The following is a 13,596-nucleotide window of genomic DNA, read 5'->3' on the forward strand; positions in this document are numbered from 1 at the left end:
TTCTTTAGGAGGTATTAAGATGCATAAATACAGAAGAAGAAACACAACGGCCTTTACGGTTATGTCATATTTCACATTTTTCGCGGGAGTCTTTTTATTTGGTATCGGGCTATACAATGCGGACAATCTGCAGCTCAATGAAAAAGGCTATTACATAGCCGTGATGATTTTAGTGGCGGTCGGCGCGATTTTGACCCAGAAAGTGACGAGAGACAATGCCGAGGACAATGAAATCATTGCGGAGCAGGAGAGAAGACAGAATTTGTCTAGCGGCGAGTAAGCATAAAAAAAGCATCTTTAGGGATGCTTTTTTTTAATTTGAAATACTTTTATATTTATTTTCCAAAACGAAATCAATCATTCCAATAATTTTTGTATGGTTCGTTTTTTTTCTAAAGTGTAAAAAGTTTTGTTCTTTGTTTCTTTGAGATTTAGTGATCGTGCCGAACACCCAGATGGAGCTCATGATAAGTAATATCGATAACAAAGCCGGAAAATAACCTTTTGAAACGTCGGGTAAAATGGAATTGGCTTGACCCGAACATACAGTAGTTACAATGGAGGCGAATATGGAACTGGCGAGCGAAGCTTTGATCACGTGGCTGTTTTAGCGTAGGACCTGAAAAATAAACTTTCAGCCGGTTTAACGTGGATAAATCTTGTTTTTCGAGGTATGCCATCAGCTCTTCATCGTTTTCAGCTTTCGATAACAATAGAGTTTCAGCGGTTTGTTTTGTTTCTTCGAATAGTTGTTTGTCTGTTTGCATGTCTTGGTCTCCTTCTTATTTAGTTTGAATGATAGAGAATCAAAGCAGAGGGGAATGTTCCTCTGCTTTCTAATTGAATTCCTTTTTAAAGCGTTCATCTAAAATGAAATCAATCATACCCGTGATTCTGGAATATTCCGCTCTTTTTTGGAAGTGCAGGATTGTTTGCATCGGTCCTTTTCGCGAGGAGATCAGCATCTTGACGATCCAAAGAAAAGAGAAGATCAGATAGAACATGAAGAAGAATGAAAATAGCCTTGAAAGACCATGGTTGAGGGAGGAGATCTGACCAGATAAAAAGGCCGCCATAATGACAGCAGTCATACTGCTAAAAAAAATCCCTTTAATCAAATACGTTAATGTAAAACTTGGATTTGAAAAATAGATTTTTAGCTGATTTAATGTAACAAATTCTTGATTTGCAAGGTATGTAAGCAGCTCTTCGTCACTTTTGTGAGACTCAAGAAGTTTGGCTGTATGTTCAGCTTTTTGAAATAATTGTTTTTCGTTTCTCATTGGATTGTCACTCCTATTCATAAAAAACATGAGATTTTATTGGTTCGGTATATTTTTTAATGCCTTTTTGTATTTTTGTTGTAAAACATAATCAATCATTTTTACGATACGTGCAAACTCGGCTTTCTTGGAAAAGTGTGTAATGAATTGAATCGGCTTTTTTTTCAGGATGACAAGCTGTTTAAGCACCCAGAATAAACACCCCGTAAATATGACAGCTAATATTATAATGGAGATGCCGGAAATGAAAGGGAATATCGAATCTGCTTGACCAGAAAGAATTGCAGTTATGAACGAAGCCAATATTATACTGAAAAATGCTGCACTGATGAAATAATGAAGCGCAAATGAAGGATCTGAGTAATAGACTTTCAGCTGATTTAAGGTCAGTGAATCTTGTTTAGCGAGAAAGGCTAATAGCTCTTCGTCGCTCTTATCGCGGTAAGTTTTAAGGGTTTTGGCTGTTTTCTGCGTTTCAATGAATACTTGTTTGTCTGTGTTCAATGTTAATGCCTCCACGATACTTGATATATATTAAAGATTAGAAAAACTGCATAAATATATTATATTATGTATTTATGCAGTTTTCATTAAATAAGGAAATTAATGAGATATTAGTTCGCCAAATATTGCAAATAACACAGCAGACAACGCCGTGCCAATAGCGATTTCAGCACGCTATTACAACAGCTGCATCCCCGATTGTTCTTCTTTTCTTTCATTATGCTTTCACTAATAGATCTCAAACATATGACATAAAAAAATACGGAAATTGACTCCTTCACTAAATGAAGCGAAGTCAATTTCCGTATCTTGTTTATCTCAACAGCCCCAAGCTTCCTGTCAGCCGCGCAACTTTTTTCTTATCCCCGCAAATGCCGATTCCAAAATAGCGGTAATCGGAAGCTGCGGTGCTTTGAAATGCCTCAATATATGCTTCATATGTATGAATGCTTTGCGCTACATCGGTAAAATCAACCGTCAGAATATCGTTGAATTCGTCGGTCAGCAGCTTTTGACTTAATTGATGAAGCAGCTCGGCATTGCCTTTTAAAATGGGGATTGGGATTTTGACGATACCTAAATGGTCGATTCCCGAGCCGTCTGTTACAGTTTCTCCAATCAGATCGGGTTTGTTTTTGCCGAGGGCCGCCCCCAGGATGGCAGCTGTATTGGCGATTAGCCCGAGCGGCAGGCTTTCATCGATGATCAGTGCGCATTTTGTCTCTTCCCTCAAATTTGTTCCTCCTTCAGCTGCGGTTTTGGTTTTGTTTCAGAAATATAAAGGCCGGCCAATGTGAGCGCTCCTCCGCAAAAAGCAACCCATGTCAGTTTTTCTTGCAGAATGATAACGGATGCCGCAATAGTGATGACGGGCACCATATAGATATAAGCGCTCGTTTTTACCGCTCCAAGCACACCGACCGACCAGTTCCATGTCACAAAGCAAAGCGCAGATGCGCCCGCGCCTAAGAATAGGATGTTCAACCAATTGACGGGGGAGGAAAAAGGGCTTGCGTCGAAGCGGAAATCAAACAGGAACAGAGCGGGAACCATGAATAGCAAACCGTACAGAAAGATCCGCTGTGTGCATTGGATTGTATGGTAACCGAATGTGCTGATTTTTTTCATCAAAATCGCATATGCCGCCCAGACGAATGCGGAGGCAGCAGCGAGAATGTCGCCGAGCGGATTCAATTTAAGCATCATTTGTCCATTAAAGAAAATGAGCGCAAGTCCAGTGAAAGCGGCGGCGAACCCAATGAAAAAGCGGGGCTCCAGCTTTTCGCCCGAAAGGAGAAAATGCGCCAATACCGCGGTGATCATCGGAATAACCGCGACGATCATGCCGGCGTTTGAGGCGTAGGTAAGAGTAAGCGCGATGTTTTCCAACAGAAAGTAAAGCCTCACTCCGCATAAACCTGCTCCCGCAAACAGCGCTTCTTGCCTCCAGCTCCGGAAAGTCAGCACATGCGGATGCACCATGATCAGCACAATCAACCCGATGAGAAAACGGTAAAACAATATATCTACGGGCGGGAAATCCTCGAGCAGCACCTTTGTTGAGACAAAAGTAGTACCCCAGATGATGATCGTGATCACAGCTGCGAGGTGTCCGGCGGTTTCGCGTCTTGTCTTCATCCTTTGATCTCCTGCCTGTCATATTCAAAAATTTTCATATATTGTTTGGGCGTCAGCCCGACCTGCCGCTTGAAAAATTTCGTCATATGGCTCTGATCACTGAAGCCTGTTTGGAAAGCCGCATCGATTGGTTTTACGCCTTCTTCCAACAGCTTCTTCGCATGATTGATACGAACGGTTTCCAAGTAGCTGTAGGGGGAAATTCCTTTCTGCTTCGTAAACGACCGCAGGAGGTGATACTTGCTCCAGCCTGTCAGCCTGCTTAAATGTTCAAGCGTAATGTTTTCCTGGTAATGGGATTCCAAATAACTGCACACCGCTTTGACTTCGTCGGACGGTTCAGGTGCATTTTCAAGAAACGTGACATCAGAATACGTACGAATCAGCTCTTCGAGAAGGTTGAGAAAAAGCTCCTCTTTTTTCAAGGCTTTTTCTTTTTGCAATATTTGAATGTGTAGCTCCTTCAAGCTGGCGTTCAGCTCATGGCGGAACAAGACATTCTCCGTGAAATATGGGAGGCTGTCGGCCCCAGTGATCTCCTTCACAAATCCTCTCATAACATCAGGCATCACGTTAATGCAGCGGTAATCGAGCGCCTTTCCGTCAATCTGCTCGCAACTGTGCGTGTCATAAGGATTGAAAAGCACGAGATCGCCTTGATTAATGATGTATTCTTCTCCCTTGCAAAGCAAATAGCGCTGCCCCTTCTCAATAAAACCAATCACAAAATACTCGTGGAAGTGATTCGGAAACTTCTGGATAATGCCTTTAAAGCGGTAGGCTTCAACATTTAGATCAGGGTCGAGGAAAAGCGTGCGGGTTTCATTTCGCATGGCGGGCCTCCTTGGTGTGATGATGTTTAAGTTTATCATGTTTATGGGAGATTTCTTGTATGATGTTGCTTAATGAAAAAAAGGATACAATGGAAGAAAAAAAGAGGTACTGAAAGTGAAAAAGAAATGGATTGCATCAATTGCCTTCACGATGATGCTGGGCATCGGAATCACGATTTACTGTCTGTTTTTTGAACATAGCAAACTGAGCGAACTGACTTCAGACGGGGAATGGGAGCTCTCGTATTCTAAAGAAAGGGGAGATCAATATTGGAATGGCTATGTTTCGAAGAAAACGAGTGAAGATGCGGAGTTAAAGAGAGTCGTGTTTTTTGTGAATGGAAAAGAGACGGTTGATTACGAAAAGGATGAGCAAGAGGAAGGCGGAACACATTCTGATATAGTCAATGTTGTCTGGTTAGGTGATGCCCCAGAAAAAAGTGAGCAATTTGAAGCTGTCGTGGAAAGGAACCAGAATGGTGAATATCATAAGGAGAGGATTAAACTGACAGCAAAAAACGGGTTATAAAGATTGAACCATTGTAACTTTTGGTGTAAAATTACACTAAAAGTTACAATGGAGGTTCTCCATGGATAAAGAATACATAACCGAACTGATCTCATCCAAATTAAGATTAATCCGGGCGGAAAGCGGCTATACGCAGGAGAAAATGGCGAACGTGCTCGGGATGTCGAAGAAAACGCTCGTGCAAATCGAAAAGGGCAGGTCGGCTGCGGGCTGGGCGCATGTTGTCGCGGTATGCGCGCTTTTTCGGAACAGTGAAGTGCTGCAGGCCGTCCTCGGGGATGAGCCCCTTGAGGTGGTGGAGACTGTTGCTCACCGAAGCATCGACAGACCAAAAGGGAAGACGCTTGGCGGAAAGGTGTGGTGGCGGGACATTGAGAAAAAAGGAGAGTTTCGCCTTCAGCAAAACTTGATTTCTCACCATTACCGCATCTTGGATTCGTATGACGACCTATCGTTCAGCACGTTTGAAAAGCAGGATGCAGTTGCGCGTTTGGACGAGCTGTTAAATGAGCAGGACGGGGTGGAATGATGAAAAAGATAGCAGAGGCATCAAAATCCTCTGAATTGGCTGGTCTTGATCCCCGCAAGACAAGACACGGGGAATAACACTGCGTGTCTCATCTGGGGAATCGGACGTGAGAACAGTTTTCGCCCGCCTTATTCTCACTCCAGCACATCATCAAGCAGCTTCCACATCAGCTCCCTCCGGTTTCCTGCGCCCGTCTTCAAAAAAAACGATTTCAAGTGGTCTTGAACAGTGTAAGCCGATATATGCAATTCGTCTCCGATGGCTTTTGTTGATAGTCCGCGGATGACCCGGTAAGCGATGTCTTTTTCCCGGTCGGACAGGCTGTAGGCTTCCGCTATCAGCGGAATGGTTTCTGCGGGTGAAGCAGGCTCAAATGAAACGGCGATCTGGCCTGACGGTCCAAATCCGTCTAAACGGCTCGCTTTAATGGATAGGCAGGAATGGCCTGGAATCGAGATGACCGTTTTTGCCGGAGCTGTAGTTTCAGCCGCTGCGCGCGTGCAGACGGCTCGGACGGGTCTCGGCACGGCTTCGCTGCCGATGCTTTCCCAGCCGCGCAAGATGTTCAGCCAATGGAGGGCCGCTCGATTGCATGACAAGAGCTGCAGGTCTTCCGACAAAATCAGAATGCCTCCGACATGTTTCATGTGAAACACGTCTTTTTTTGGCAGATGGTGTCTGAATTGCTGAAGATGCCGGCCGATAAGCGGTGCAAGAGAAGCGAGCAGGCTCTGATCCTTTTCTGTAAACACCGGCTGTCCACTTTTCCTCAGGCAGTGTGAGGTGTATCCCAAGCACTGCCCCTTGCTGAGCGGTTTGTGATATCGTTTGACATCTTGTTAGAAAGTGAGATGATAAATATTAGAAAAGAATAGAAGGAGTGGGGAAATATGCAGCCTGAAGATATTGTCAGAAGCGGTCCAAACCAATACGTTTGCAGAGAGGGGATCGTGAAAGAACTGCCGTCATTTGCGAATGCATTCGAACGTCCTGTCATCATTTCAGGGGTTAAATCGTTTAAAGCTTTTACACGTTATACGACGCCTCCAGCCGATTGGAAAGTCGTTCAGCATACGGGCTGCAGTTCCCTAAATAAGATTAAAAAAGCAGCAGAGGAAGCAGAATCAGCAGACGTCATCATAGGAATAGGCGGGGGAACCGTCTTAGATACAGCGAAGGCAGCCGCCGATTTGCTGAACATTGAAGTCATGACGATTCCGACGATCCCGGGAACATGTGCGGCAAGCACGCCGTTAAGCGTCATCTATGACGATGAAGGTAACTTTTCGGGCGTCCAATATCAGAAGCGCTCCAGCTATTTGACACTGGTCGATCCGCTGCTGCTTCTCTCTTCACCGGTCGCTTATGTGAAAAGCGGAATCGGCGATACGCTTGCGAAATGGTATGAGGCAGAAGCGATCATCAGAAATACGGCCGATTCGCTTTCTATCATGGTTCAGACAGGGCTGAGGCAGTCTGTCTATATTCGGGATATTTTGTTGACAGAAAGCCTGAAAGCCATAGAGAGCCTTGAAAAAGGCGAATCCTCCCCAGCTTTCACAAATGTCCTCGAAGCGGTCATTGCGCTGGCAGGCACAGTAGGCGGATATGCGGGCCGCTACGGCAGAATGGCCGGGGCCCATGCCATTCACAACGGCTTGACGTTCATCCCCGAAACCCATCGTGTGCTGCACGGCCAAAAGGTAGCCTACGGGATACTGGTGCAGCTTGCTTTAGAAGGGCGGACAGATGAAATAGCCGAACTGATTCCCTTTTATGAAGGGCTCGGTTTTCCGAGAAGACTTAGCGATTTGGGCATTTTAGAAAATATTGAAGCGGCCAAACGGATCATCGCCGCCCATGCCGCGCGTCCGGATGAATCTTTATGTTTGATGGGATCTTTTCATGAAGCGGATGTGATTGCGGCGATAGAGTCGCTTGAATAAACCCGGTTTTATACGCCTTTGAACTATTCAAAGGCGTATTTTATTTTTAGCGACTTCTTGAGAAAAAAACCACTCTTGTAAACAAGGTCTTTATCACTATATTTTTGTAAAAAAGTATCAGCTGCCGCCGATATAAATAAAAACTACTTTGTTTGGAAGAAGGGGGAGCAATGTGAAAAGCCCAAGATGGAACAATATCACAATCGGCGGCAAATACGGCATTATTTTCTTTGTGATGTTAACAGCGTTTTTAACATCCGTTTTGATTACATATGGTCTGTTAAAAGATACGAGCCAGACGGTTCAGGATACGAAATCGAAAAATGAAACGGCCGTTCAGTCGGCAAAGCTGATGTCCCTATATCAAAATAAATATTTGCACATTCCGGAGTACATCATAAACGCCCAGGATGACAAGCTGACCGATTATATGAAGTACAGCCAGGAATTTGCCGATACGGCCAAAAAGCTGAAAAAAGAGCTTCATTCGGATGAGCAGCTTGACATGTTCGATCAAATCATTGAAAACAATCATTCACTGGATGAGTACTTTTTCAGCGAAATTGTTCCCAACGTGCAGCAAATCAACACCGAGAAATTTTTAACCCTTCAGAAAAAAGCGAACAAGCTCAAAGAGGAGACGATGACGTTAGGCGAAAGCTTGAAAGAAAACGCTGTCAAAACCAATGTTGAGTCAATTGGACAAGCCCAATCCAATATGACGAAAACCATTTATATTTTAGGCGTCTCAATTCTGATTTCGGCGATTGTGTCGGCGGGACTCCTGATCATTGTCAGCCGGCAGATCAAGAAAAATCTGAAGCGTGTTGTGGCAGCAAGCGAAGAAATTGCAAAGGGTCATTTGAACTTTGAAGCCCTTGATTACAAAGGAAAAGATGAAATCGGCCAGCTTTCGCAAGCGGTGAATCATATGGGCGGAAGCCTGCGTGAGATGATCGTCGAAGTATCAGGGATCGCAGCCGAAGTCGACAAGCAATGTCTTACGTTTACGAGCGTCTCGGCTGATGTCAGAGAAGGAAGCGAACAGATCGCTGTCACCGTTGAAGAATTGGCAAACGGGGCCACGAATCAGGCAAATGAAGCAGCTAATATTTCCGAGCAGACACAGGAGCTCACCGGGCAAATTCAGCACGCTCATGAAAGCGGCGAAACGCTGGCCCGGTTTTCAAAAGAAGTGCTTCACGTGTCTGTCGACGGCGACAAACAGATGGCTCAATCATTGGAGCAAATGAATGTCATCAATCATGTAATGGAAGCATCCGTAGAAAAAGTCAGTGTGCTGGAGGAACAGACACAGTCAATCCACAAGCTTGTCGAAATGATAACAGGTATGGCCGAACAAACGAATTTGCTCGCATTAAACGCGTCCATAGAAGCGGCAAGGGCCGGCGACGCCGGAAAAGGGTTTGCCGTTGTAGCCGGCGAGGTGAAAAGACTGGCTGAAGAAGTGAAAAGCTCTGTCGGCAGCATCACCGAAATCGTCACGGCGATTCAAACCGAAACATCTTCCATGGCCGGTGATTTAAAAACCGGTTTTTCAGAAGTTCATAAAGGAAAAAACCAGATTGAGACTTCCGGCCGATACTTTTCAGAGATTAAAAATAAAGTGACGGATATGGCTGGCCGTGTATCGGACATTTCGGAGGCATTATCGCATTTCAGACGTTCAAGCGAGGAGATTAACGGCTCGGTCGAGCATATCGCGGCGATTTCCGAAGAAAGCGCGGCCGGTTCTGAAGAAATTTCAGCGTCCGTACATGAGCAAAGCGGCTCGATTGAAAAGATGGACGAAAGCGCAAGGCTTCTGGGAGAGATGGTTGAACGGATGAATGTGATGATCAAACGGTTTAAGCTCTGATGCCGATACAGAATGGGGGGTTTTAATGTTGTCGATATATGTGAAAAGAGGGCTGTTGGCACTTGCGCTGTTCAGTCTCCTCACAGCTGTTGCCGGGTGCTCATTCAATTCTGCTGAAAAAAGCGCCAACCGTGAAGAAAAAGTAAAGCTGATTGCCGACTCCGACAAATTGTACGTCGGTTTTGCCATCGATACGCTGAAGGAAGAACGCTGGTACAAAGATAAAGAAGCGTTCGAGAAAGAAGTTAAAAACCTCGGGGGGGAAGTCAAGACGCTTGCCGCTAACGGAAATAAAGAAGTTCAGATTCAGCAGGCCGAGCTCTTGATCAGCGAAGGCGTCGACGTGCTTGTTGTTGTACCGGCAGATGCGGATGCCGCGGCGGAGATCGTGAAAAAGGCGCACAGCGCCGGTGTAAAAGTGATTTCGTATGACCGGCTGATTCGAAACGCGGATGTTGATTATTACGTTTCATTTGATAACGAAAAGGTCGGGGAACTGCAGGCGGAAGCGATTGTAAAAAAAGCGAAGAAAGGAAACTTCGTATATATCGGCGGATCGTCTCTTGACAACAATGCGGTCTTATTCCGGAACGGCGCCATGAAAGTGCTCGAACCGTTGAAGCGGCAGGGCAAAGTCAAGCTCGTGCTTGACGAATATACGAAAGACTGGCTGCCAGAAGAAGCGAAAAAGAACATGAAAAAAGCATTGAACAAGACGAGAGATATCGACGCCGTGATCGCCGCCAATGACGGTACGGCTGGCGGGGTGATCGAGGCGCTTCAGGAGGCGGGCCTGGCCGGGAAAATTCCGGTGTCCGGACAGGACGCGGAAATTCAAGGCGTCCGACGAATTGTGAACGGTACGCAGACGATGACCGTTTACAAACCGATTCCCGCGCTTGCCAAAAAAAGCGCTGAAATGGCTGTTCAAGCGGCGAAAGGCGAAGCGATTCAAACCGATACAACCGTCGAAAACGGCAAAGCCAAAGTACCGGCGATTTTACTTGAGCCGTATGCCGTTACGAAAGGCAATATCAATGAGACTGTGATCAAAGACGGCCATCTGTCCAAAAAAGATATTAATAAATAAAACGAAGTCAGCCATCCGCTACAGGATGGCTGACTTTGTTAAATTTCCACTTTCACATCGGCGCTTTTCTTAAGCTTTTCGACCTGCTGTCCGAGTTTTTCCTGTCTTTTTTGCTGTTTGAGCATATCTTGGATTTGCTGTTTGACATCGTCAAACGCAGGTGTGTTTTTCTGTCCGCTGTCTTTTTGCTGTGCGGCAAATTGATCATAATAGTCTTTGATTTCTTTGTCTGTAACCTGATCTGTCGGCAGTTCTTTGTCAATATATTTCTCTGTTTTGATGCTGTCGGCAATGTCGCTTTTCAGCGTGTTCATGTTTAAGCCTGCTTTTTTGACCGCTTCCTCAAAATCTTGCTCGTTTTTATACTGCTTTTTGCTTTCGTCCAGCTGTTTTTCAATTTCTTTCTCAGATGCTTTGTAGCCTTTTTTGTCCGCTTCCTGCGTAATTAAAGCCTGTCCGATCAGGCTGTCGATCGCCTGCTTTTTGATTTGCTGCGCCGCATCTTTAGAAGTCGGGTCCTGTCCTGTTTGCTGATATTGCATTTGAGCGGTTGATAATACGCTGTTATAGTCCTTGCCTGTGATCTTTTCATCGTTTACGACAGCCACTGTTTTTGTGTCATCAACCTTTTGCTGATCAAGCTTTTTCTGCATTGCTTTTATTTGCTTTTCCTGATCCTGCTGCCCGCTTTGTGCGGTTTTCGCTTGATCGTTGGCCTGGGATTGCTGATCATCATGATTTGAAGAGCAGGCGCCCAACACGACAGCCAATAATCCGATCATGAGAGATGATATGCTTTTTTTCATGATATATCTCCTTTCTTCAAACAGAAGTGAATCTTAAAATGACCTTTAGTGGGCATTCTAAACGATCGTCTCTGAAAAAGAAACCATTTGGAATCAATTTTCCAAAATGTAATCGAATTGAAAGGAGATCGTAATGTGATGACCGAGTTCCGGTTTACTTGATATGCTTCGAATCAAAGCCGTACACTTCAAAGTCCTTCGCAAAAATGTCGTGCACCAATTCTTTTGTTTCGTCATTGTAAAAGCTCTCAAAAGTCGGAAACGCCCAGTCGAAGGTTGACATAGTCAAAACGGTGTCAGCAAACTTCCCTTTTTTAATCATAATGTCTGACAGATGGTGCGGTGATTGTGACAGCTGTGATAACGGAGATTTCAATAATTTGTATTTGTTTTCAATCTCTCTGATTTGTGCGCTGAATTGCTCGAGGTAAATATAATTGGTGACAAACTCTTCTTCTCCTTCGATATACTGGGGACCAAGGTGTCGGTCAATGGCATTGATATCCGTCCCGAGATCTTTTAGATGATGCAAAAATTGCGTGAAAGAAAGCCCTGTGTTTATATCACTGTTGAACAGACAAATAAAATTCGGGGAGCAAATCGCTGCCAGAAAGGAACTGACTGCTCTCCGAAAAGGGTTGCGTACAACCTTGTAAGTGTCCTTTTTACCCTCTCTTAAATCCGTCAGAAGATCCTTCACATAATTCGGCTTCTGCGTATAGATCGAATTTCTGTAGTGGTGAACTTCTCCGGCGCATCTTCGATTGACATCTTCAAGCAGACCGTTTTGGAAAAAGAACCAGCGATTCAGCGTCGTGCAGCCGCTTTTTGGAATCCAGAACAGAATGATCGGAAAATCCTCAGCATAAAGAGGGGTATAAAGGTAAATCAAGCGATTCAGTCTCTCATCTTCAAACATACAGAACACATCCACTTCTTACTTGGTTTTGGGCGCGCTTGAGACAGCGGCTGCCTTTATACACAAAATATGCCGCCGGCAATGAATTGATAGGGCGATAATATAAAAATATTTTAAAATGATAAGACCGGCAATTAAATCCTTATTGAACCACATATAGAAAATTAAGTTATATTTTAAAACCATTTTATGATACTAGAGTGAGCCTGTACAATTCATATTGATGGAATTTTTTGTTTCACTGCATGCTCCCCCTGAGGTAACATAAAAATGAGAGATGCCTGGGGCAAAATAGCTTGCAGGAAAAAGGAAGGGAGGGTATCCATGCAGATTCGCATGACTGAATATCAGGTTCCCGACCCCGAATCGGGGCCGTACGGGATCACAGTATGTGCAAACGGGCGCATTTGGTTTACTGAACAAAAGGGGAACCGGATTGGTATGCTCACAGAGTCCGGGGATATCACCGAATATACGATTCCGACGGAGAGCGCAGGCGCCTCGATTATTACGTCCGGGATTGACGGCGAGCTTTGGTTTACAGAGTATAAAGCGGGGAAAATCGGCAAAATCACGCCTCAAGGGAAAATAACCGAGTATGCTCTTCCACCGGGTGCTGCCCCGTTTGGAATCGCTGCAGGCTGTGACGACGCCATGTGGTATACAGATATGGCCGGACATCAAATCGGCAGGCTGTCCTCTTCAGGCGAAATAACAGAATACAAACTGCCCAAACCAGGAGCCTTCCCGTCATTTATTACAAGGGGAGCAGACGGCGCGCTCTGGTTTACACAAAACCAAAGCGGCTCCATCGGGCGAATAACGGCAGATGGAGACATCAGCGAGTATCCGCTGCCCCAAGAACAATCCGGCCCGGTCGGGATCACTGCCGGCCCGGACGGGGCTTTATGGTTTACAGAAATAAACGCAAATCAAATTGGGAGAATAACGGTCTCAGGAAAGATCAGCGAATACCAGCTTCCGACAGCGCATGCACGCCCGCACGCGATTGCCGCCGGCGGTGACGGAGCACTGTGGTTTACGGAATGGGGCGCGGGTCAAATCGGCCGCATTACAGTCGACGGGGATATTACGGAATATCCAATCCCGACGGCAGATTCTGAACCGCACGGGATAGCGGCCGGATCAGCCCATTCGATCTGGTTTGCAGAAGAGTGCGGCCGTATTGGGAAAATCTCTATCCAAAATTAAGAAACGTCCAGCCAACTGGACGTTCTTTTTTTATTGTTATTCCGTTCTCGTTTCCATTCTGCGGTTGGGCGAGCCAAGGCCTTTATTCATCAAGTAAAAATGGAAAATGTATTCACCGATCGCCATAGCGACAGCTGCAAAAAACGCGGCCAATGCAGCGGTGTTGGCAGCCGTTCCCATCGCAAGAGCCATCAGCCAAACGACAAGAAAAGCGACGCCTAAATCGGCTAAAGTGGCCGTGATGTTGTTGGTTTTCGGCAGAATAAACAAATCACCCAGCAAATAGGATACTGCGCCAAGAACAATCGTGATGAATAGGGTGTTTTCAAAACTAAAACTAAACCCGAGCCCTAGAACAAGGTACAGAATCACAATCGTCATGATGCCTTTGATGGCAAGGGCTTTCACATGTTCCATAACCATTCGCT

Annotated in this window: 17 protein-coding genes; 7 read left to right on the forward strand and 10 right to left on the reverse strand. The window is 45.2% G+C overall.

Going from position 1 to position 13,596, the window contains the following annotated elements; genetic code table 11:
• Window positions 1–19: 19 nt before the first annotated feature.
• On the forward strand, window positions 20–280 hold the full coding sequence (locus tag H7F26_RS07475) for a YiaA/YiaB family inner membrane protein (protein WP_003178515.1): 261 nt from the start codon (window positions 20–22) through the stop codon (window positions 278–280).
• Between the two features lie 151 nt (window positions 281–431).
• Here H7F26_RS07475 and H7F26_RS07480 read toward each other — a convergent pair whose 3' ends face one another.
• The 6 genes from H7F26_RS07480 to H7F26_RS07505 form a co-directional block, all read right to left on the reverse strand.
• Window positions 432–767 carry a hypothetical protein gene (locus H7F26_RS07480; protein ID WP_021838043.1) on the reverse strand — a complete coding sequence of 112 codons (336 nt, stop codon included), beginning with the start codon at window positions 765–767 and terminating at the stop codon, window positions 432–434.
• A gap of 69 nt (window positions 768–836) precedes the next feature.
• Window positions 837–1,283: a hypothetical protein gene (locus tag H7F26_RS07485; RefSeq protein WP_185855245.1), complete on the reverse strand. Its 447-nt coding sequence runs from the start codon at window positions 1,281–1,283 to the stop codon at window positions 837–839.
• Window positions 1,284–1,319: 36 nt separating this feature from the next.
• Entirely contained in the window at window positions 1,320–1,787 is a 468-nt protein-coding gene (locus H7F26_RS07490; protein WP_003178521.1) for a hypothetical protein, read from the reverse strand.
• 313 nt (window positions 1,788–2,100) lie between these two features.
• Entirely contained in the window at window positions 2,101–2,520 is a 420-nt protein-coding gene (locus H7F26_RS07495; protein WP_003178523.1) for a DUF2000 domain-containing protein, read from the reverse strand.
• Entirely contained in the window at window positions 2,517–3,425 is a 909-nt protein-coding gene (locus tag H7F26_RS07500; protein WP_003178525.1) for a DMT family transporter, read from the reverse strand. Before H7F26_RS07500 ends, H7F26_RS07495 begins: the two co-directional genes overlap by 4 nt.
• Window positions 3,422–4,258 carry an AraC family ligand binding domain-containing protein gene (locus tag H7F26_RS07505; protein WP_003178527.1) on the reverse strand — a complete coding sequence of 279 codons (837 nt, stop codon included), beginning with the start codon at window positions 4,256–4,258 and terminating at the stop codon, window positions 3,422–3,424. The genes H7F26_RS07500 and H7F26_RS07505 overlap by 4 nt, the downstream gene beginning before the upstream one ends.
• 115 nt (window positions 4,259–4,373) lie before the next feature.
• Here H7F26_RS07505 and H7F26_RS07510 point away from each other — a divergent pair, with 115 nt between their 5' ends.
• Together H7F26_RS07510 and H7F26_RS07515 are read left to right on the forward strand one after the other, a co-directional pair.
• Window positions 4,374–4,787, forward strand: a complete 414-nt coding sequence (locus H7F26_RS07510) for a hypothetical protein (RefSeq protein ID WP_009330299.1) — start codon at window positions 4,374–4,376, stop codon at window positions 4,785–4,787.
• A 61-nt stretch (window positions 4,788–4,848) separates the two neighbouring features.
• Window positions 4,849–5,316, forward strand: a complete 468-nt coding sequence (locus H7F26_RS07515; protein WP_017474023.1) for a helix-turn-helix transcriptional regulator — start codon at window positions 4,849–4,851, stop codon at window positions 5,314–5,316.
• A 134-nt stretch (window positions 5,317–5,450) separates the two neighbouring features.
• Here the strand turns inward: H7F26_RS07515 and H7F26_RS07520 are convergent, their stop codons facing one another.
• Window positions 5,451–6,068, reverse strand: a complete 618-nt coding sequence (locus tag H7F26_RS07520; RefSeq protein ID WP_009330298.1) for a helix-turn-helix transcriptional regulator — start codon at window positions 6,066–6,068, stop codon at window positions 5,451–5,453.
• Between the two features lie 138 nt (window positions 6,069–6,206).
• On the opposite strand from H7F26_RS07520, the gene H7F26_RS07525 reads away from it, so the two are divergent.
• The 3 genes from H7F26_RS07525 to H7F26_RS07535 all read left to right on the forward strand — a co-directional run bounded on the left by H7F26_RS07525 (window position 6,207) and on the right by H7F26_RS07535 (window position 10,231).
• Window positions 6,207–7,262, forward strand: coding sequence for an iron-containing alcohol dehydrogenase family protein (locus H7F26_RS07525; protein WP_003178535.1), 1,056 nt, complete (start codon window positions 6,207–6,209; stop codon window positions 7,260–7,262).
• A 172-nt stretch (window positions 7,263–7,434) separates the two neighbouring features.
• Window positions 7,435–9,141, forward strand: a complete 1,707-nt coding sequence (locus H7F26_RS07530) for a methyl-accepting chemotaxis protein (protein ID WP_017474022.1) — start codon at window positions 7,435–7,437, stop codon at window positions 9,139–9,141.
• Window positions 9,142–9,166: 25 nt separating this feature from the next.
• Window positions 9,167–10,231 carry a sugar ABC transporter substrate-binding protein gene (locus tag H7F26_RS07535; RefSeq protein WP_003178540.1) on the forward strand — a complete coding sequence of 355 codons (1,065 nt, stop codon included), beginning with the start codon at window positions 9,167–9,169 and terminating at the stop codon, window positions 10,229–10,231.
• Between the two features lie 38 nt (window positions 10,232–10,269).
• On the opposite strand, the gene H7F26_RS07540 is transcribed toward H7F26_RS07535, so the two are convergent.
• Together H7F26_RS07540 and H7F26_RS07545 are read right to left on the reverse strand one after the other, a co-directional pair.
• Window positions 10,270–11,037 (reverse strand): SurA N-terminal domain-containing protein, encoded by a 768-nt coding sequence (locus H7F26_RS07540; protein WP_009330296.1) that lies wholly within the window; start codon window positions 11,035–11,037, stop codon window positions 10,270–10,272.
• Window positions 11,038–11,191: 154 nt separating this feature from the next.
• Window positions 11,192–11,956, reverse strand: a complete 765-nt coding sequence (locus tag H7F26_RS07545) for a sulfotransferase family 2 domain-containing protein (protein ID WP_003178544.1) — start codon at window positions 11,954–11,956, stop codon at window positions 11,192–11,194.
• Window positions 11,957–12,280: 324 nt separating this feature from the next.
• Here H7F26_RS07545 and H7F26_RS07550 point away from each other — a divergent pair, with 324 nt between their 5' ends.
• Entirely contained in the window at window positions 12,281–13,168 is an 888-nt protein-coding gene (locus tag H7F26_RS07550; RefSeq protein ID WP_011197502.1) for a virginiamycin B lyase, read from the forward strand.
• Window positions 13,169–13,204: 36 nt separating this feature from the next.
• On the opposite strand, the gene H7F26_RS07555 is transcribed toward H7F26_RS07550, so the two are convergent.
• Window positions 13,205–13,585, reverse strand: coding sequence for a DUF2512 family protein (locus tag H7F26_RS07555; protein ID WP_003178548.1), 381 nt, complete (start codon window positions 13,583–13,585; stop codon window positions 13,205–13,207).
• Between the last annotated feature and the right edge of the window lie 11 nt (window positions 13,586–13,596).

Source organism: Bacillus sp. PAMC28748 (assembly GCF_014250415.1).
In the GTDB taxonomy this organism is placed as follows: domain Bacteria; phylum Bacillota; class Bacilli; order Bacillales; family Bacillaceae; genus Bacillus; species Bacillus licheniformis.

What these genes read in the sequence shown, in the direction of transcription:
- H7F26_RS07515 (WP_017474023.1), top strand. Translation starts at nt 4,849, where the DNA reads ATGGATAAAGAATACATAACCGAACTGATCTCATCCAAATTAAGATTA.
- H7F26_RS07540 (WP_009330296.1), bottom strand. Translation starts at nt 11,037, where the DNA reads ATGAAAAAAAGCATATCATCTCTCATGATCGGATTATTGGCTGTCGTG.
- H7F26_RS07505 (WP_003178527.1), bottom strand. Translation starts at nt 4,258, where the DNA reads ATGCGAAATGAAACCCGCACGCTTTTCCTCGACCCTGATCTAAATGTT.
- H7F26_RS07475 (WP_003178515.1), top strand. Translation starts at nt 20, where the DNA reads ATGCATAAATACAGAAGAAGAAACACAACGGCCTTTACGGTTATGTCA.
- H7F26_RS07545 (WP_003178544.1), bottom strand. Translation starts at nt 11,956, where the DNA reads ATGTTTGAAGATGAGAGACTGAATCGCTTGATTTACCTTTATACCCCT.
- H7F26_RS07550 (WP_011197502.1), top strand. Translation starts at nt 12,281, where the DNA reads ATGCAGATTCGCATGACTGAATATCAGGTTCCCGACCCCGAATCGGGG.
- H7F26_RS07525 (WP_003178535.1), top strand. Translation starts at nt 6,207, where the DNA reads ATGCAGCCTGAAGATATTGTCAGAAGCGGTCCAAACCAATACGTTTGC.
- H7F26_RS07555 (WP_003178548.1), bottom strand. Translation starts at nt 13,585, where the DNA reads ATGGAACATGTGAAAGCCCTTGCCATCAAAGGCATCATGACGATTGTG.
- H7F26_RS07485 (WP_185855245.1), bottom strand. Translation starts at nt 1,283, where the DNA reads ATGAGAAACGAAAAACAATTATTTCAAAAAGCTGAACATACAGCCAAA.
- H7F26_RS07480 (WP_021838043.1), bottom strand. Translation starts at nt 767, where the DNA reads ATGCAAACAGACAAACAACTATTCGAAGAAACAAAACAAACCGCTGAA.
- H7F26_RS07500 (WP_003178525.1), bottom strand. Translation starts at nt 3,425, where the DNA reads ATGAAGACAAGACGCGAAACCGCCGGACACCTCGCAGCTGTGATCACG.
- H7F26_RS07535 (WP_003178540.1), top strand. Translation starts at nt 9,167, where the DNA reads ATGTTGTCGATATATGTGAAAAGAGGGCTGTTGGCACTTGCGCTGTTC.